Below are 17,164 nucleotides of genomic sequence, written 5' to 3'. Positions count from 1 at the left end.
TGAACGGTAAACCGCCGAATGCCCGCATGGTTCCCGTCTTCCTAGCCGTGGCCGAGTTTCGCGCAGCCTGGGGTCCGATTCGACCAGGCGGGCTACCGGGCTGCTCCACCCCGCTTCACGCTTTGGTGCCAGAACGGTTACGATCCGGCACCAAGCGTTGTAGGATCGTTAGACGCCCAGCATCTGAGAGATGCCCATCGGCTGGCGGATGATCGCACCCCAGGTGCCGCTGGACATTTTCTTCTTCCATGAGGAGAGCGCGCGCACGATTGGATGAGCGCGGAGCTTTTCGTTGAACGCACAATAGCCGGTCTGCTGACCATCGATGCCGTCGGCAATGAACTGAACCACGTTGCCGGCTGATATGCCCGTCGGGTTGATCGCTGTCTTCGCCCTATATTGCACCGCTGAAACGACGCGAAGGTTCGGGAAGTTTTTCTTGAGCAGGTCCTCGACATTGACGTTGAACGAATTGGTCGCGGTCATGGCAAGCTGCGATTCCGGCGACATGGCCAGTGTCATCTTGGTGTTCTGGTCGACCAGGCCGGCTGTCTGGGTAACGAGCTGCAGCCACAGTGACTGGAGGTCGGAATAGATCTCATTCGCGGTGGCGACGATCTGGCCGTTGTTGATCCATTTCACACCGCCGTAAGCCTTCGGCGCCGGGGTGATCGGAGCCGCCAGGTTCGGGTCGTTGAGAAGGCCATAGTTCTGCAAACCCTGCACGCCCTTGAAGTAGGTCGTGTTGAGGAATCGTGCGAGCACGGTGACGCCGGCGCCATCCACTTCGCCAACCCAATTGACGCGGCCAAGGCCGGCGCGCTCGATCTCCAGTTCGCCATACTCGGAAATCGTCTGGAACAGATACGACTGGCGCTGCGGCCAATTCATGTTGGCGCCGGCTCGGCCGTTGTCGTTGTAGTCGCCATAGCTCGACACTTCGCCGGTCTGCTCGACGACGGGGAACATCGCCGTCTGGTCGATCCAGGTGCCCTTTCGAATTTCGCCGAAGATTTCGGCAGCTTTGGTTGGGGCGAAAAGGATGCGGTAGACCTCAGGATCCACAAGCGTGGTGAGGAACGCCGGAATGCCGGCGTTCGGTGCTGTCGCTAGCTGAGGTTGTGCATCCATCGCGAGGTGATTGGTGCGGAACGCCTCGACGATGTATGCGCGTGCATCGGGAAGGTAGATACCGGCCTGCTCGAACATCGAGCGATGCTGAGCCCACGCCGCAGCGGCCTGATCGAAGTCGTGAAATTTCATGGTGGTTATCCTCGCAGATCGCCGGCTTGCGGCGCATGGTTTCGAGATTGACGGGCGGGTTTAGCCCTGAGGCCAAGAGCTGATCTTCATCAGCTCGCCGGGCTGCGCGAAGGAACGCACGGTCCACTTGGTCTCGACATTGGTGGCCGCGGTGAGCGCCGCCGCGTTGACGACGGTGTTGACATCGACGGCATAGGTGCCAGCGCCGCCGGCCGGGCCGCTGAGCTGTTGGGTGATCGTGGTGACGGCGGTGATGCCAGCCCCGGTCAGCGTGTCGCCGACGCCGAAGACGCCTGCGATCGCGCCGCCCGCCGTGAACACGCCATAGTTGCCGGAAATCACTGTACCGGGGTCGACGTCCTGGTCGGGGATGTTGACTGCATACGTGCCCACACCGCCGGGGGTGCCAGTGAGCTGCTGTACGATCTTGGTGCCGGAGACGACGTCGGTGCCCGAGATCGTTGTGCCGGGATAGATCGTGCCGGAATTGAGCGCGGTGACGGCCAATACATTACCGTTGATCGAGCCGACGAGGCCACTGGTAGCGGCCGCGATAGAGCCTGCAGAAGCGGTCGCGCCATTTGGCGTGCCGGTGGGCGCGGCGGTTGCCGTTCCATCCGCGTAGTTGGCATAGACCTTCATGCCATACTGCGCCGGCGTAGCGCCGTTGTTCTTCACCCAGAAATCGCCCGCATCGAAGATGGTGATCGGGAAGCCTGCAGGAACCAGCATGGTTGATTCTTGCAGATACTGCTCGATGAGGCCCTGTTGTTCGCGATGGACGAAGCCGGCAACCGGGCCGGTGCCGAAGGTGTTGACCACGGCCGGCGCATTGTCGCTGTCGGCTAGGGCATAATTCAGCCAGGCGAAGCGGCCGATGACAGCACCTAGCGCGCCGCAGACCAGCGCGCCAGCGGCGGCAAGGACTGTAGAGCGAGGGTTGGTGGAAGCGAAATCGCCCTCGACAGCGGGGGCGGGATTGTAGGCAACCTGCGTCTGAAACCCAGACATGGGCGATCTCCTAAATGAAAAGAGCCGGCTCGCTGGCCGGCTCGACGGGCTTGGAAGGGGAAGCCGCTCGCCTTAGAGCGACTTGACGATGTGGGTCTTGGCGGCTGGGAAAAGTTCGTAGAACGAGTTCACCCCGGCAGCGTCCAGGGCGACGACCGGCTTCTTCGGTGCGCCGACGCTAGGTAGCGGCTGGGCCTTGAGAATGGCCGGCAGTGCCGAGGGATGGACACCATCGATGTTGACGCCGAGTGAGGTGAGCGCGGTGCGATAGACGGCATCCGCGTTATCATGGGCCATGGCGAGCTTGCCGATGTAGGGACGAACGGCCTCCTCGGCGGCGCGCACTTCGGCGGCCGACTTGAGCATCTCGGCGCGGACCTCGGTCTTGGCCTGCGCCACAGCCGCGGCGATTGCCGCGTCCATGGCCTTCTTGTCGACCTTGTCATCATCGTCCTCGTCGCCGTCCTCGGCCTTTTTCTTCTTCTCGTCCTCGTCCTCCTCCTCTTCGGAGTCCTCGGCTTTCTTTTTCTTGTCCTCCTCCTCCTCGTCGTCTTCGTCCATCGCTTCCTGGACCTCGACCTCGTCGAGCGCGACGAGAACCGCCTCGAGACCGTCGAGCTTCTCGTCGGCGGAGAGCTTGCCCTCGGCGGCCTTGCCGACTGCCTTGAGGATGGCCGGGCGCTTGGCCTTGAAGTTTTCGGCGGTAACTCCCGCGAGAGCCGCGCTGAATTCGATCTTCTGATCGCTGGCGAGCTTGGGCATGACGTGGGCAAGGATCGCGCCGTGGGCGACGGACGCCATGCGCGACAGCAGTGCTGTTTTCTTCATCGTGATGATCTCCATTTTGCTGTCGCCGACAACAACATCAGGCCCGGCGCGGCCTTCCTCAACCAAGGCGACGTGATTGGCGGAAATGTCCCGCATCACGCCGTCATAGGATTCTCCAGCCAGCCTGCCGGGCGTCATGTCGGCCCGGTAGCGATAGCTGCTCGAAAGTTCTTTCTGCCGATCGGATTCGATCAGCGCGATTGCAGCGCCGTCCCAGATGCTGAGCGGCGCCATGAGATACGGGGCATGGAACTCGACGGCGTCGCCGAGCGCGCCGACCACGGCTTCGCGCGGGTGCTCCTTGGCGCTGATCGGAATGTGCTTGAGCAAGAGCGGCTTGCCGACGAAGGTCGGGGCGGCTTTCGCGAGCTCGTCCGCATCGCGGTAGAGGCGATAGATGCGCTCGGGATCGAGCCCCAGCGCCTCGAAGCCCGGGATCTCGCGGCCATAGTAGGGGCAGATGTTGGCCTTCGAGATCGGCGTCATCTCGACGCGCAGATGGCCGTCCTGGTCGAACGAGCGCACGCTGTTGCGATCCATGGCGAGGGCGTCTTTGGCCTGCGCCACCGCGCCCGCGCCGCGGCATTCGTCGCACACGATCCCAGATCCAGCGACTTCACCGGTGCCGCCGCAAATCGGGCAAGCGCCCTCGATCACGATGTCTTCGCCCCTCGTCCACTTCACGAAGTTGGACCGCAGCGAGTCCCATGCTTCGGCCGACATGTCGGCCGCGATACCAAGCCGCTCGCCCAGCATGTCGCGCAGGCTGGGATGCAGCGGCTCGGGCAGCGAGCGCAGGGGAGCCCAGGCATAGCCGGAATGCTCGGCCGACAGCTTCGGCGCGAACTTTTCGACCACCGGCTGGGCATAGGTGTAGTGCAGCCAGCCTTGCGGCGTCGGGCGCACGTCGAGCAGCTGAGCGGGGCCGGTCTCCAGGAACAGCTCAGGTCCCGTGGCTTCTTCCTCGGTCTCGCGCTGGGCGGTCTGGAGTGCCGTTTCGCCCTCGTCCGACTTGCCACCGGGCCAGCACCAATGGCCGGGCCAGCTGGTGTCGGTCGACGAGCGCCTGAGCACCAGGACGTCGCCATCGGGGGCGACCAGCATCAACGAGGCCGCCTGGCCCGCGCTGTCCTTGCCGATGAACTCTTCTGCGACCGCCTTCGGGATGCCGAGCACGCCCCGACCCTCGGCCGCTGCGTACATGGCGCGGCGCTGGGCCTCAGAGGTGGCTGGCATCGGTCAGACTTTCCGTTAAACTGTAAGGCGTAGCCTCACATTCTGGTTGACTTATGTGAGGCAGCGCCTTACACTTTCGGCATGATCAAGTCATTCAAAAGGAAGGCCCTGCAACGCTTCTTCGAGACCGGCAAAGCACGCGGCCTTAGCGTTCAGGATGACAAGCGTGTCGCTCGCATCTTGCGGGCTCTGGAAGCGGCAGCGCGGCCTCAGGACATGGACCTGCCCGGCTATCATTTCCACGGACTCGCCGGCCAAGACAAAGGCCGCTATTCTGTTCGGGTGACCGGAAACTGGCGCATCACCTTCGGTTGGGACGGCGAAGACGCTACCGACATCCATCTAGAGGATTACCACTGATGAACACTCCACACATCAAGCGCAGCCTGCCCGCAATGCATCCCGGCGAGCTTCTGCGCGAAGACGTGCTTCCGGCGCTCGACAAGCCGAAGTCGGAGATCGCGAAGCTGCTCGGCATTTCGCGCCGCACGCTCTACGACATCCTGGACGAAAAGCAGCCCATCACGGTCGCGATGGCTCTCCGCATTGGAAAGCTGGTCGGCAACGGTCCGGTGCTCTGGCTCAACCTCCAGCGCAACTATGATCTGGAGCAGGCCGAGAAGGCCCTCAGCGCCGAGATCGAGGCCATCCCGACGCTGCATGCTGCCGCCTGAGCCGTTATCGAGAGCACGGCGACCGTTCACACACGCACCCGAGGAACTTTATTCGTTTACCGCACGTTTTCCCGCCGAACCAATTTCGGTTCTAGGAAAGGGGAAACATGGAAACTGCAGGTGTCGGTTGGATAGCGGCTATCGTCATCGGCGGGATCGCCGGCTGGCTCGCCGAGATGTTCATGAAGAGCAATATGGGCGTGCTCATGAACATCCTTTTGGGGGTTGTCGGCGCCATCGTCGCTAACCTCCTTCTCGGATTGCTGGGCGTATCATTGACCGGATGGCTTGGCTATCTCGTCGCCGGCTTCATTGGCGCATGTATTTTGATCGCCGTTGCCCGAATGTTCAGACGCTGAACCGGCAAAACGGGCGCACTGAAGCGCGTGATCCCGTACGATCACGCGCTTTTCCTTAGGAGAAGCCCTTGATGATCGGCTTCCCGACGCATCGGCAACCGGGTTCCTCGCCCGGCCGGATGAAACGCTTGACGGCCGGGTCATACCAGCCGGTCGAAATCTTGTAGCGGACCTTCTCACGGCCGGCCTGTACATGCGTGGGCCGAGGTTCCTTGCCGCCGCCGCTGTGGTGCCACTCAGCTTCATCGATACCGAGTTCCAGCTGGCGCGCCGTGTTGAAGGCCGATGTCGCCTTGTTGTTCTGGTCGAGCGCGATGAACGCGGCGCGGCGCTTCGTGATCCCGGAATAGCGCTCCAGGTCCTGCACGAGGCCGGCGAGGTCGCGGCCGGTCTGGACCGACCTCATCACCGCGCCTTCGACCTGGTCGAAATACTGAGATGGGATCGACTTGATCAGCGCCACATTGGCGTGGATCGTCGCGTCGACAACGTCGCGCATCGCCGCCGTCATCTTGAACTCGACCGAGATGCCGCCATCGCGCAGGATCTTGCGTAGCGCCGCGCTCGAACGTTTCTCGACCGAGAGCGCGAAATAGTCGCCCAGCTGCTCGGACGCGACGTCGAAGCGCTTGATCCACTGCGCGGCAAGCTTGCGGATCGCTCGGCGCAGCGCATCCGCCGGCGTCTCGTCCTGCGCCAAGCGGGGCGTATTGGCCCGGTAGGAGGCTTTGAGCCAGTAGATCACGCTGTCGCTCATGACGTCGATCAAGCGCGTCAGCCGGCCCCCATAGGCCGTCTCAATCCCGACGTTGGGCCGGACGGGGCGAAGCACCTTTTCGTTGCGCTTGGCCGTCCGACGACTTTGCAGGCTGGACATCACGATCCCTCAGCGTCTCGGCGATCTCGCGATCGTCGGGCGTCTGTGCTTTGAGGAGTTCCCAGAGGTTGAGCGTGATCAAGCGGTGCCGGCGTTATCCTGGCGGGAGCCGCACTATCTGCCGGCTCCTCGGGCTTGGCAACACCTGCATCCCAGATAAACCGTTCCAACACGAGAACGGTTTTGAAGAACTTGTCGGGGTCTATCTCGCCCGACGTGCTTGCGCCCACCAGCTCGACCAGCCGAAGCCGGATTTCGCGGGCCCTCGCTCATGCCGCCTCGTTTTGTTCCTCCGACGCGCCCTTGACCACCAGGCCTTCCTCCTCCTCTTGGAGAAGGTCGGGCAGGTCCTCGACATCGATCGAGGAGAAGTCAGAGTCGGGATCGCCGCCAACGCGCTGGCGCGATTCCTCGGGCGAGATCACGCCGCCGTCAATCAGGATGACGTCGCGCTCGGCCTTGATCTTTTCAACCTCGGCCGCTTCCTTCTCGTTGGTCTCTTCGAGCTTCTCAAACTCGAAGTCGATGCCGGGGTCGGTCTCGCCCCAAAGCGAGATCATCACCAGGCCGAGAAGGCGGTGCAGCGGCTGCCGGAACAGGTGTTCCTGGAACGAGTGCACGTAGTCGTAGAAGACCTGGATTTCGCCCTCCGATGAGGCGTTGAGGCCCGCTGGCTGCGTGCCGAGCAGCTTCACCAGCGGAATGTGGCTCACCGACGCCATGTGCTCTTGCGCCTGCGCCTGGAGCACGTCGAGCCCGGAGAGCGGAGCCGCGACGTTCTTGAAGTCCTCGCTATCCTTATCGATCATCATCAAGCCGCGATTGGACCTGACCAAGTTGAAAAGTTCAGCGCGCCGAAAGAGCTGGTCGCCATCCGCCTGCAGTGTCTCGCCGAGATTGGTGGCGAGCAGGAAAACGCTGAACATCGAGATGATGTCGTTCACCGACTGGCGCGTCTCCAGCCAGTTGTCGACATACGGCTTGCACATCTGCGACAGCGACAAGCCGCCGAACGAATAGGTCGGCTTCAACAGGTCGGGCACTTCGCGCCCGATCAACGTGATGAGGCGTGAAGTGTGGACGATCTTGGCCTGCACATACCAGCTGTCGGGCCGATACCAGTTGTCCTTGAGCGGATCGCTCGAGTTGTAGTTGGTCGGATAGCACCAGACCGCCTCGACGGTGCGCAGCGCCTTGATCGGCTTCTTGGAGAACTTGGTGACGCTGAGCTTGTCCCAGCCGTCGCCGATCGGCTTTTGCAGCTCGTCCGAGTCGTCAGTGTCACCGGTGTCGATGTAGATGTGACCACGGCCGAAGAAGCCATCCTGCTCGGCGGCGCGGCAAAAGATGTCGCGCACGTTGAGGCGCTTGAACTCGGCCTCCAGCTCCGCGATCTTGTCGGCCTTATCCTCGCCGTCGTTCGAGGTGAAGCGGATCCATTTGCGCGTCATCTCGGTCGCGATGGTCTCGGAGATCACCCGGTATTCCGGGCGCTGAGCCAGCTCCGAGAGGTAGGCGTAGCCGAGGAAGGTGATCCCCTCCGAGAAGTAGCCGCTCAGCGCGAAGGCGTTCGCCCAGCTCTGAACCGCGCCGACGGCGCTGTCCATGGCAAGCCCCGTGTTGCCCGACGGGAGCACGCCATCCGGGTGCTTGGGCAGGGTGAAGACCGGCACCGGCTGCTTCGGTGCGGCCGCTTGCGCGCGGATCGCCGACAGCATCGCATCCGAGATGCGCGTGGGAGGACGCGCTCCTGGAGGAACCGCTGCCGGCGGCGCCGACGCAGGGACGTCGGCGACTGGTCCGCATGTCCAACGACGGCGCAATGCGCCCCAAAGTTTCTTGATCATCGCGGCCCCGGCTGGGCAGCGCGCCGAAGAACGTCGTCGCTGATCACCATGGCCCCCTTGATGTTGAGCAGCCTCGTAAAGGCTCCGGAAGATGCGTCGACCTGGTCCATCAGCTTGGAGGCTGGGAACAGGCAGAGTTCGTCGAGGTAGAGCGTGTTCCACTCACCTTCGACGATGTAGACGTTGCCGTGCTCGCATTGAGCGGCGAACGGCTCGGCGCGCGTGACCTTGTCGCCGGTCTCGCCCTCGGCATGCACCTTGTAGCCGGCGAGCTGGGCGACGAAATCCTGCACCTGCGCCTTGCCAGCCTGACCAGGATCTTGCGGCAGGCTGATGTGGACCGTCTTCCCGTCGAGCGCGGCCTGCGTCTCGATGGTCTTGCGGACCGACTTGCCTTCCTCGCGAAGCGTCACGACATGGCCGACATAGTACCGGCCCTCGGGATCGCGGCCGAGCTTGACGCCGGCGGTGCGCGCGCCAGTGCCGCCTCGAGTCCCGGCCAAGTCCCAATGGCGGACCCAGATCGTACCCTTCGGCGCTGCCCTGACGATGCGCCCCTCGAACCAGGCGCGCTGGAACATGCCGCCGGCGCGCGGCGCTGGGCGCTGCTGATACTGGCCCGCGACGGCATACGACGTCATGTCGTTGTAGAGCTGTTTCAGCTCATCAGGCGGGAAGCGGATCGGATCGAGGATCTCGCCGTCGACGGTGCGAGGATCCTGCCGCCAGACGAGCTGGAGCTTGATCGCCTCGATCTCGGCGCGACGCTCGTCTGGCAGATTGTCGTTCTCGCCGTACCAGTGTTGCTTGCTCGCGTCATAGCGCGCCAGGATCGGCTCGCCGACGGAGCTGGAAACCTTGACCGGGGTGTAGCAGCAACGGTCCGGCTCGAACTGCATCGGCAGGCAGAGATGAACATAATCCATCTTGCCGTCGAGGATGACGCCGGTGACGTCGGCCTCGTGCAGGCGCTGCATGATGACGATGATCACGCTGCGCTTCTGGTCGTTCAGGCGGTTTTGCGCGCCCTCGCGAAACTTGCGGGTTGTGGCGGTGCGCTCGGTCGCCGATTCCGCCGTCTCGGTCGAGTGCGGATCGTCGATGATCAGGCGATCGCCACGCTGCGAGGTGAGCGAGCCAAACGCCACGCCCTCGCGGGTGCCGGTGCTGTTGTTGGCAAACGAGGTCTCGGCCCTTCGGCTGAGATAAACCTCGGGCCAGCGATCCTGGTACCAGCGCGACAGGATCAGATCGCGGCATTTGCGGGTGTCGCGATTCACCGGCCCGTCGTTATACGCTGTCGACAGATACCGCATGCCGGGCCGGCCGGCCGGTCCCCATTCCCAGGCCTGCAACAGCACCGAGACGAGAAGCGATTTCGATGTGCCGGGCGGCACGTTGATGACGAGGCGGTTGCGGAGGCCCAGCTCGAGAAACTTGCCCTCGACCAGCGCTTGCAGATGGTCGCAAACCACCTGCATGTGCCAGTTCCATACCAGCGGCGTCTCTGGCTCGAGTTCGAGCCAGGCCATCTTAACGAACTCGGCGAACGATCCCTTGGCCTTGCGCCGGTCTCGCTCGATCAGCAGGTCTTCGAGGTCGGGGGCAATGAGCGGCGCGCGGGCGGCGGCAGACTTCTGCGCCATTCAATTCACCCTTGCGCTTCGGCGGCCTTCCGTCGTTGCGCTGCCGCAATCAGGACGTCCAACTCCTCGTCGGTGTAGTCTTTCGGGTTCGCCCGTGCTTGCGTCTCGACCGGACCGCCGTTCTTGCCGGTCTGCTCGACGCGGCGCACATAGCCCCGGTCCTTGCCTTTGAGCTCCAGGTACCAGCGCACGGTCTGCAAATCGCCAGAGCGAAGCGCGATCACCACCTGGCCCTCGGCAACGTCGAGCAGCTCGTCGGCGATCTCGGAATCGGCCTCCTGGATTTCAGGATGCTCGTTCAGGAAGGCGTAGAGCGTGGTGCGGCCGACGTTCAGCTTCTCCGCCGCGACCGTCTTAATGCCGCCGCACTGACGCAGCATCGCGATCACGCGCGGCACATCGCGCTCGGTCAGCTTCGGCGATGCCCCGCCCCGGTTGCCTTCCGCCGGCTTCGGCAGTGGCGTCGGCTCAGGTTTGGGAGCAGGCTTCGGCGCCACAGGGGGCGATGCCTTGCCGGCCGGCTTGTTCTTGCCGCGCGCCGGCTTTTTTTTCGGCTCGGCTTTCGGCTTCGCTGTGGCCGCTTCAGCCTTGGCCTTGGCCTTCGGCTTCGATGTCGTCACGCTGGTCGTGGTCTTGATCACCGGACGACTCGCGCGTGCGAGTGTTCGGAATGTTCGGGATGGCTCTTTTTTTTGCCACCCATCCCGCAACGCATGGACATCATGCCGCGAGCCGAACCGAATGCGATTGTGCTGGTCAAATCGGGCCGCAAAGCCTTGCTGGGCATAAGGTCTGCAAACATGCGCCGAAATGCAAACTGACCCATAATGCTTGACGCTGCGGCCACGCTAACCACCGGCACTACGTTACACACACACGAATGCATCTGGATCATGGAAGGAGGACGCGTGCGAGGCACATGACGAAGGTGAACGACAGGATGGCGAGCACCACGATAAACGGGGTGCCGAATGGCGGGCCGGCGATGGGCGCTTCGGGCTTGGGAAACGAGCCGCGCAAGCTGGGCAGTTCATGCCGCATCGGATTTGTCCTCCGCTTCCGCTTCGAGTTGATCCAGCCGCTCGCCGGCAAGGCGCGCCATGACCGAGAGGGCGATGCCCGAATTGACGATGTTGAGCTGGCTCTTGGTGCGCACGATGGCGTCGAAGAACTCGTCGAACTTCGACTGCGGCGCGGCATGGATGCGGAAGCGCTTGGCCCTTTTGGCGAGTGCCTCCAGCTCTACCTCGAAACGCACGCGGTCTTCCGGCAGGAAGGAGAACAGCAGCTCGTCGTATTTGATGTTCGCCCCGCCGAGCGCTGTCGCACCTGGTCCCTTGTCACCAGAGAGCACGCTGTCATCGAGACCGGAGAACTTCTTCGCATCAATGTCGAGCGAGGCGTAGAGCTGGGCAAGCAGCGACTGGTCATCCTCGCCGTTGATCGAGTTGTGGCTGAGCTGGATCGCCACCTTGCGCTTTTCGCTCAACGGGGTGGTGATCACGAGCGCGTCGACCATCGGCAAGCCGGCCTCGATCGCCGCGGCCGTGCGATGATGTCCCGACAGGATCTCGAGAGAGCCGTCCTTGTTCTCGCACGCCAGGACCGTGGTGGTGAGGCGGCCATCGATTTTGACGTTCTCGACAAGGCGCTTGAACATGGCCGGTGCCATGTAGTGCGCGTTCTTCTCGCGGCGGCGGAGCGTGTTCGGATCAACCTGGCGCGCCTCGATATCAAGGGCCTTCCAGTCAACGCTTGAAGTGCTTGCCATACCACCACTCGAACGCTTGTTGCGGCGTCTCGTCGATGCGGGCGCCGACGTAATGCAGGCGGAACTTGCCTTCCGGCTCGTCGATCTCTTCGCGCTTGGTCTGCTCGAAGATGCCGCGATATTTCATCGAGACGGGATGATCCGAGAACGCCGAGGTTTGCACCTTGTCGAAACGGTCGATGAAGCGCTTGCCCATGTCGCGCAGCAGCTCGCCGTTGCAGGCGAGCCTGGTGACTAGCTTTGACAGCCTGCCCTCGCGCGAGATGGCGAAGTCGGACAGCAGGTAGATCGACCGCTTCGCGAATTTGTCGAGGTTGTAGATCAGGCCGCCGACCAGCATGTCGTCGACCCGCACCAGATAGTTCACCATGCCGGGCGTGTGGGTGATGCCCTTCTTGAGGTAAACGTCCTTGAGGAACGTCATCTGGGCGGCATCGGCCCGGCCAATCGTCACGACCGAATCCGGCTTGATCTTGTCGATGTCGATCGGCTTGTAGCGGAACGGCGCCGACCGCGGCACGAGCTGCAGGTAGGACGACTTGCCTGTCGACACGTAGCAGTAGTGCGGATGGCCGCGCCCGGAGACGAATTCCAGCTCCGGTTTCAGATCGTCGTAAATCTGGTCCGAGAGGATGCAGTAGGGGACGCCCGCCTGCCGCACGCGCTCGATGAGACCGCGCAGCGCCTTGGGGTCGAACAGCTCATATCGGGGAGCTCCCCATTTGATGTTCTCGGCCAGGAACTCGAACATCTTTTCGTAGCCGCCTTTGTAGAACGGCGGGTAGGAGAAGATCGCGGCCTTGCGGTCGATCGCCTCCTCGAGATGCAGGATCCAGTCGCGCGGCGAATAGCTCTTGATCGGGATCATGCCCGGAAGCTTGCGGACCTTCTCCAGGGTGCGCTCGACATAGCTGCCGAAGTTCTCAACCAGGTGCTCGCGATGGCTGGTCTTGTAGGCGTTCGCCTTGCCGCCAGCGAAGCGGCCGAGATTGAACCCGACGGCCAACGCGGCGAGGCGCTGATCGGGCTCCCGAAAATTGAACTCGTTCACGAAGTCGAGCGCGCCGTGAAACTCATAGTCTATCGGCTTGCCCAGCACGTAGCCGGCGATGGCTGACGAGTAGAGGCTGACGTCGTTGGAATGCATCTCGACGCCGGGGAAAGTGGCGAGGGTGATCTGCTCGAACCGGAACGTTCCGGAGCAGCAGTTATAGACCCGTCCCCACTTGTCGACCTCAGAGACGCGAAGGATTTGCGCGATGCACTCCTTCGGCACAACGCCTTGAAACATAACGGCAAGGGCCTCGCTTTTTCTCTTGCATCGGGGGTGTAACCGAATAAGATATTTGTAACCAGAACGGTTACTCCCTGCCACGGACGACCGACCAATGACCCTCAACGACCTCGCCGCCAGCCTCCATCAGAAGTCCGGCTTCGGCGGCGCGCGCCTCGAAGCGATCACCTTCGCCGCTGCCATCGGCATGGCCCGCTACGCCGGCGCCGAGCACCAGACCTATTTCAAGCGGCGCTTTGCCGAATCCATCGAGAAACTAAGCTCTGATGACGTGCTCGACGTCGTGGGCTTTGTGGCGAAAGAGGCCGGCATTCAGCCATCGCCGGACCGCTTCAACACCAACTGATTTTTCAGGGACCGGCCGAATCGCAAAGCAATATCAGGCTGCGCGATTTCTGCCTGCTCCCCTGGCTTTTTGTCAAGTGTGTTTTGCAACCGTTTTGGCAACAATCCCTACCACGGAGACTCGGCGGGCATCTCAGAAATCGGTAGGCATTTGTTCTGGCTACCTGAGCTTGTGGGACTTGAGCAGATCGACGAGGCCGTCAGCCTCAGACTGGACTGTCGATAGAGTCACCTCCACTGAACGCATTACCCGCACGGCTAAGCTCGCTACCATTTCGGGCGCTTCCGCAGAATCATGTACTCCGAGCGACATCAGGCGGCCGTAGAAGTTGGCAACCTTGAAGGCCATTTCCGGTTCAAGCAACCCGATGCTCGCAACGTAAGCGTTGAAAATCGGTGTCTCGAATCGGAAGGAGATGCGTGGCCGCGTTTTCTTGTCTCCGCTTTCCTTGGCGATAGCCTCGGCGATCTGGATTTGTGCGGTCAATAAGCGCGATGCGTCCGCAAGCGCCAACCCAAGTGCCTGCACTTCGCCAAGAATTGCGTTGACGACAGACGCGAGCTTTTGTCGGCGGTCCGCCTCGGCATCGGCTTTGGCGAGAGCCTCTTCGTGCGACCGCCGCCTAGCGGATTCCTTTGCCAGCGCCCTTTGCGAATAGATTACTCCTCCGAAGCCGATCAACGCCGCGAAGAGAGCAACTAGCGGGCCCAAAATACCTTGGTAGTTTATGATCCAATCCACGCGCGCCCGGCCTTTTAGCGATAGCTTAAGGACCTGAATGTTGCAGTCAATGATCCGGGCAATTCACGCCCTCGGCGGGGTCGCGCCCACTTCGCGGGAAGAGGTCAATCGGTGCTATTGAGGGAGCACATTCGTATCAGCCACGAACCGTTGCCTTGTTGCTCGAAGATAGAGACCGACGTACCGTTTCCGGTCTCAAGACCTTCCGAATAGCTTGCGAGACTCCAAGCCAATTCGCCCGACATACCTGCTTGTATGACCCTCATCGTCTTGTCGCCTGCTTCTCCGTGGCCCTGTGTCCAAGCTGCATGGAGGGCCGCAATCTCATCACGGCCGCGAGCTGGGGGTGCATAGGGCGAATGCACCTCGGCGTCGGGAGTGAACATCGCTCCTAATGCTGAAGCGTCGGCGGCACGATAGGCAGCGACATAGGCTTCCCAGAAACGCTGCAGTTCTTCGTGAATCGCCATTGGCATCCCCCACTGCGATAAGGTTAGGCACTCAGACCGTCCCGTTGCGCAAGACTCCTCGCCTTAGTCGAGCCCGGCGAGGGAAAGCCCGTAAGAAAGTTTATCGCGGGTGCCCTGGCTGACAAACTCGTTCACAACTTGAATGCGAAGAGTTTCGTGATCAGGTACAACCTGTAGCGCCTTATTCAGTTCGGCTGTAGCTTCATTCATCCTGCCAAGCCTAGCGAAACAGATCGCAAGGTAGGCGGCGATGTACCAGAATTGCCTCGTCTGACGGGCGAAAGCTTGAATGGCTTCGGCGTACCTTTCCAGCACTAAGAACGCCATTCCGCGGATCTCCCAATGCCATGGCGGCGGAATAGGGTCTCGCAAAAGGGCCTCGTCCATGTTCCGCAGAGCCTCTTCGGCGTCGCCCGTGCGAACGAGCCACTCTGAATAATAGGCCAGCGCTTTCGTTTCACCCGGATTAAGGCTTAGAGCGCGCTGGAGATGAGAGCCCGCTTCGTCATACTTCTGCTGACATGTCAGAGCCATGCCCAAAAGTGCTTCAGCAGAAGCGTCCCCCCTATCGAGCAGCACGGCGGCATTCGCATACGCGACCATCTTTTCGAGGGTTTCGTCATCGGGTTCTTGCAACCAATCGATGTAGGCACAATAGCTCATTGCGGAATGAGCTTGCGATGAACTTGGATCAAGGGCGAGCGCCCTCTCTGCAAAGGGCCTGGCGCGGGCTGAATCATGCAACTCATCGTACTTTCGCGCCAACAGGATACATTCATACGCGGCCAACGTCGGAACACTCCGAGGGGCCGCGTGACTTGCTATTGCCTGCCCGAGGCGCGCTTCAAGCGTCACCGCAACCGTCCTGACAATGTCGTCCTGCACGGCGAATATGTCTACGACATCGCGATCATAGCGCTCGGCCCAAACTTCATGCCCAGTAGGAGCATAGGTCAGTTGAACAGCCACCCGGACCCTGCTCCCCGCTCGCCGCACACTGCCCGTCGCGACGTAGTCGACGTTCAGCTCTTTTGCGACGGCCCTGATATCGACGTTTTCACCCTTGAACGCGAATGACGAATTTCTCGCGATGACCAACAAGCCTCTAAATCGCGAAAGTTCGGTCAGGATGTCCTCGGATATTCCCTCGGCGAAATACGCGTGATCCGATCCGCCCCCGACGTCGGAGAATGGAAGTACCGCGATAGATGCGAAAATTGGGACCGGCGCGTGTGGCGGAGCATCGAGCTCCAGTCCTGCGCCCATCCTGTCGACGATCTTCGCCCCAGCGCCGGTAGAGGTTCGATCTTGTCTCAGTGAGTTTTGTTGGGATGGCCCTTCATATTGCGAGAACGCGTCTAACAGAAGCGGGTCTATGCCCACTAGGGGAAGCGTAAGCGTTGGCTTTTCGTCGGGCATAACGAAAGCTACTTTCATCCACCATTCGAGTTTACGGGTGTTGTAGTGCCTGTCAATGGGAAGAGGCCGGGAGCTTATCCGAGGCGCTTTTTCGATGTTTGCGAGAGGACCCGCGTTGCCTACTCTGGTAGGCCCGCCAAACGCCAACCACCAATGAATGGCTGCCCAATGCTCACCTCTCTGAAGGGTGAGTTCGCCGCCAGATCACCGAACCTCCAATTTGGATTGACCGTAAGAAATAGACGAGCTTCCTCCTGTGCCTCAGAGAGGCGACCGGAAAGGGCAAGCGCGGCAATCAGAGACTCTCTCGAACCCGTCCCATAGGTTTCTTCCCGGCTCAAGGACACTACAGCTTCTTCGTACTGACCGGAGGATATTTGCGCCATTCCCATGATCCAGAAATACCCACCCGGCGGACGAGGATTCAAACGCAGTGCCTCCGCACAAGCCACCAGCGCCGCTTGCGGATTGCCTAAGTAGAATTGAAGCTCACCTTTCAACGCAACCGCATGTGCGTCGTTGGGATTTAGCCGAACCGCAGCATCTAGTTGGAGCTTTGCTTCATCCCAATTGCGCTCATAAAGCTGAACGTAAGCTAGAATCGCGCGAGCGTGAGAATCATCCGGGTCGATTTCCACCGCTCGTCGCGCGTGCACCAGAGCCTTGGCGCGGCCGGGCATCTGCGGCCCTCCCCAAATCATCCAGCCGTGTAGCAGTGAGACGGCAAGATTGCTGTGGGCCTCGCAATAATTTGGGTCCAGCGAGACAGCACGCTCCAGATCAGCAGACGCCTCATTGGTGTCTGATCTCGAAATGTCCCATTTTCCTCGCGACCTAACGCAAAGGTCATAGGCCTCGAGATTGGATGGCTTTGACCGCGAAGAAATGTTTTTTACGCCTATCTTGCCGGAAATCGCTTCCACAACTCGTCGGGTAACTTCGTCTTGCAGCTCAAAAATATCAGATAGTTCCCGATCAAAGCGTTCGGCCCAGACGTGATTGCCCCGGTCTGCACCGTCGATAAGCTGCACATTGATGCGAAGGCGTTTGTCGGATCGCCGGGCGCTACCTTCAAGTATGTATTTGACACCTAGGTCGCGAGCGATCTCACGAACATCAGCGGATTTGCCTTTGTATGCGAACGTTGAATTGCGTGCGATGACGAGAAAGCCCGAGACATTTGATAGGTCCGTTATGATGTCTTCGGTCAGGCCGTCGGTGAACTGCTCCTCAGCGGTCTCGCCACTTATGTTCACGAAAGGAAGGACGGCGATACTGTTATTGGGGACAAAGGCCGTCAGACGTTCTGGCACGCTTGCGCCGAGGCTTGCGAGCGCAGTCAGATAAAGGGGATCGGCAGAAACGATGGCTTCTTCAGCCAC

At 61.3% G+C, this 17,164-nt stretch carries 18 protein-coding genes; 4 read left to right on the top strand and 14 right to left on the bottom strand.

Annotated features, from left to right (window positions below):
• Positions 1-168 precede the first annotated feature (168 nt).
• The 3 genes from CK218_RS16640 to CK218_RS16630 all read right to left on the bottom strand — a co-directional run bounded on the left by CK218_RS16640 (position 169) and on the right by CK218_RS16630 (position 4,338).
• On the bottom strand, positions 169-1,263 hold the full coding sequence (locus tag CK218_RS16640; protein WP_197504211.1) for a hypothetical protein: 1,095 nt from the start codon (positions 1,261-1,263) through the stop codon (positions 169-171).
• A gap of 60 nt (positions 1,264-1,323) precedes the next feature.
• Positions 1,324-2,274, bottom strand: a complete 951-nt coding sequence (locus tag CK218_RS16635) for a hypothetical protein (RefSeq protein ID WP_095828319.1) — start codon at positions 2,272-2,274, stop codon at positions 1,324-1,326.
• 72 nt (positions 2,275-2,346) lie between these two features.
• Entirely contained in the window at positions 2,347-4,338 is a 1,992-nt protein-coding gene (locus tag CK218_RS16630; protein ID WP_095828318.1) for a DUF2213 domain-containing protein, read from the bottom strand.
• An 81-nt stretch (positions 4,339-4,419) separates the two neighbouring features.
• Here CK218_RS16630 and CK218_RS16625 point away from each other — a divergent pair, with 81 nt between their 5' ends.
• The 3 genes from CK218_RS16625 to CK218_RS16615 all read left to right on the top strand — a co-directional run bounded on the left by CK218_RS16625 (position 4,420) and on the right by CK218_RS16615 (position 5,371).
• Positions 4,420-4,698, top strand: a complete 279-nt coding sequence (locus CK218_RS16625) for a type II toxin-antitoxin system RelE/ParE family toxin (protein ID WP_066993632.1) — start codon at positions 4,420-4,422, stop codon at positions 4,696-4,698.
• Complete coding sequence (locus tag CK218_RS16620) at positions 4,698-5,012, top strand: HigA family addiction module antitoxin (protein WP_066993635.1); 315 nt, start codon at positions 4,698-4,700, stop codon at positions 5,010-5,012. Before CK218_RS16625 ends, CK218_RS16620 begins: the two co-directional genes overlap by 1 nt.
• 107 nt (positions 5,013-5,119) lie before the next feature.
• Positions 5,120-5,371, top strand: a complete 252-nt coding sequence (locus CK218_RS16615) for a GlsB/YeaQ/YmgE family stress response membrane protein (protein WP_066993638.1) — start codon at positions 5,120-5,122, stop codon at positions 5,369-5,371.
• A 55-nt stretch (positions 5,372-5,426) separates the two neighbouring features.
• On the opposite strand, the gene CK218_RS16610 is transcribed toward CK218_RS16615, so the two are convergent.
• The 7 genes from CK218_RS16610 to CK218_RS16585 form a co-directional block, all read right to left on the bottom strand.
• Positions 5,427-6,248: a phage minor head protein gene (locus CK218_RS16610; protein WP_197504212.1), complete on the bottom strand. Its 822-nt coding sequence runs from the start codon at positions 6,246-6,248 to the stop codon at positions 5,427-5,429.
• A 269-nt stretch (positions 6,249-6,517) separates the two neighbouring features.
• A complete protein-coding gene (locus CK218_RS16605) occupies positions 6,518-7,966 on the bottom strand; it encodes a DUF1073 domain-containing protein (RefSeq protein WP_095828317.1) in 1,449 nt (482 codons plus the stop codon).
• A 125-nt stretch (positions 7,967-8,091) separates the two neighbouring features.
• The gene (terL, locus tag CK218_RS31160) at positions 8,092-9,741 is read right to left on the bottom strand and encodes a phage terminase large subunit (protein WP_066993641.1); all 1,650 of its coding nucleotides are present in this window, start codon (positions 9,739-9,741) and stop codon (positions 8,092-8,094) included.
• Between the two features lie 5 nt (positions 9,742-9,746).
• Positions 9,747-10,382: a helix-turn-helix domain-containing protein gene (locus CK218_RS16595; protein ID WP_066993644.1), complete on the bottom strand. Its 636-nt coding sequence runs from the start codon at positions 10,380-10,382 to the stop codon at positions 9,747-9,749.
• 250 nt (positions 10,383-10,632) lie between these two features.
• On the bottom strand, positions 10,633-10,782 hold the full coding sequence (locus tag CK218_RS30645; RefSeq protein WP_156752618.1) for a hypothetical protein: 150 nt from the start codon (positions 10,780-10,782) through the stop codon (positions 10,633-10,635).
• A complete protein-coding gene (locus CK218_RS16590) occupies positions 10,772-11,512 on the bottom strand; it encodes a ParB/RepB/Spo0J family partition protein (protein ID WP_066993647.1) in 741 nt (246 codons plus the stop codon). Before CK218_RS16590 ends, CK218_RS30645 begins: the two co-directional genes overlap by 11 nt.
• A complete protein-coding gene (locus CK218_RS16585) occupies positions 11,490-12,803 on the bottom strand; it encodes a hypothetical protein (protein ID WP_066993650.1) in 1,314 nt (437 codons plus the stop codon). Before CK218_RS16585 ends, CK218_RS16590 begins: the two co-directional genes overlap by 23 nt.
• 97 nt (positions 12,804-12,900) lie before the next feature.
• Between CK218_RS16585 and CK218_RS16580 the strand changes: the two genes are divergently transcribed.
• Positions 12,901-13,152, top strand: coding sequence for a hypothetical protein (locus CK218_RS16580; protein ID WP_066993653.1), 252 nt, complete (start codon positions 12,901-12,903; stop codon positions 13,150-13,152).
• 159 nt (positions 13,153-13,311) lie between these two features.
• On the opposite strand, the gene CK218_RS16575 is transcribed toward CK218_RS16580, so the two are convergent.
• From CK218_RS16575 to CK218_RS16560, 4 genes are all read right to left on the bottom strand, one after another.
• Positions 13,312-13,893 (bottom strand): hypothetical protein, encoded by a 582-nt coding sequence (locus CK218_RS16575; RefSeq protein WP_066993656.1) that lies wholly within the window; start codon positions 13,891-13,893, stop codon positions 13,312-13,314.
• 104 nt (positions 13,894-13,997) lie between these two features.
• Entirely contained in the window at positions 13,998-14,363 is a 366-nt protein-coding gene (locus CK218_RS16570; RefSeq protein ID WP_066993659.1) for a nuclear transport factor 2 family protein, read from the bottom strand.
• A 63-nt stretch (positions 14,364-14,426) separates the two neighbouring features.
• On the bottom strand, positions 14,427-15,800 hold the full coding sequence (locus CK218_RS16565) for a tetratricopeptide repeat protein (protein ID WP_066993662.1): 1,374 nt from the start codon (positions 15,798-15,800) through the stop codon (positions 14,427-14,429).
• A gap of 101 nt (positions 15,801-15,901) precedes the next feature.
• Positions 15,902-17,164: a tetratricopeptide repeat protein gene (locus tag CK218_RS16560; RefSeq protein WP_095828316.1), complete on the bottom strand. Its 1,263-nt coding sequence runs from the start codon at positions 17,162-17,164 to the stop codon at positions 15,902-15,904.

The organism is Mesorhizobium sp. WSM3879 (genome assembly GCF_002294915.1).
In the GTDB taxonomy this organism is placed as follows: Bacteria; Pseudomonadota; Alphaproteobacteria; order Rhizobiales; family Rhizobiaceae; genus Mesorhizobium.
The sequence above is the reverse complement of the archived record's forward strand: the minus strand, read 5'-3'. Positions and strand labels throughout refer to the sequence as shown.

Coding starts and splice junctions, on each gene's coding strand:
- CK218_RS16640 (WP_197504211.1), bottom strand. CDS start 1,263: ATGAAATTTCACGACTTCGATCAGGCCGCTGCGGCGTGGGCTCAGCAT.
- CK218_RS16635 (WP_095828319.1), bottom strand. CDS start 2,274: ATGTCTGGGTTTCAGACGCAGGTTGCCTACAATCCCGCCCCCGCTGTC.
- CK218_RS16630 (WP_095828318.1), bottom strand. CDS start 4,338: ATGCCAGCCACCTCTGAGGCCCAGCGCCGCGCCATGTACGCAGCGGCC.
- CK218_RS16625 (WP_066993632.1), top strand. CDS start 4,420: ATGATCAAGTCATTCAAAAGGAAGGCCCTGCAACGCTTCTTCGAGACC.
- CK218_RS16620 (WP_066993635.1), top strand. CDS start 4,698: ATGAACACTCCACACATCAAGCGCAGCCTGCCCGCAATGCATCCCGGC.
- CK218_RS16615 (WP_066993638.1), top strand. CDS start 5,120: ATGGAAACTGCAGGTGTCGGTTGGATAGCGGCTATCGTCATCGGCGGG.
- CK218_RS16610 (WP_197504212.1), bottom strand. CDS start 6,248: ATGTCCAGCCTGCAAAGTCGTCGGACGGCCAAGCGCAACGAAAAGGTG.
- CK218_RS16605 (WP_095828317.1), bottom strand. CDS start 7,966: ATGCTGTCGGCGATCCGCGCGCAAGCGGCCGCACCGAAGCAGCCGGTG.
- terL (WP_066993641.1), bottom strand. CDS start 9,741: ATGGCGCAGAAGTCTGCCGCCGCCCGCGCGCCGCTCATTGCCCCCGAC.
- CK218_RS30645 (WP_156752618.1), bottom strand. CDS start 10,782: ATGCGGCATGAACTGCCCAGCTTGCGCGGCTCGTTTCCCAAGCCCGAA.
- CK218_RS16590 (WP_066993647.1), bottom strand. CDS start 11,512: ATGGCAAGCACTTCAAGCGTTGACTGGAAGGCCCTTGATATCGAGGCG.
- CK218_RS16585 (WP_066993650.1), bottom strand. CDS start 12,803: ATGTTTCAAGGCGTTGTGCCGAAGGAGTGCATCGCGCAAATCCTTCGC.
- CK218_RS16580 (WP_066993653.1), top strand. CDS start 12,901: ATGACCCTCAACGACCTCGCCGCCAGCCTCCATCAGAAGTCCGGCTTC.
- CK218_RS16570 (WP_066993659.1), bottom strand. CDS start 14,363: ATGGCGATTCACGAAGAACTGCAGCGTTTCTGGGAAGCCTATGTCGCT.
- CK218_RS16565 (WP_066993662.1), bottom strand. CDS start 15,800: ATGAAAGTAGCTTTCGTTATGCCCGACGAAAAGCCAACGCTTACGCTT.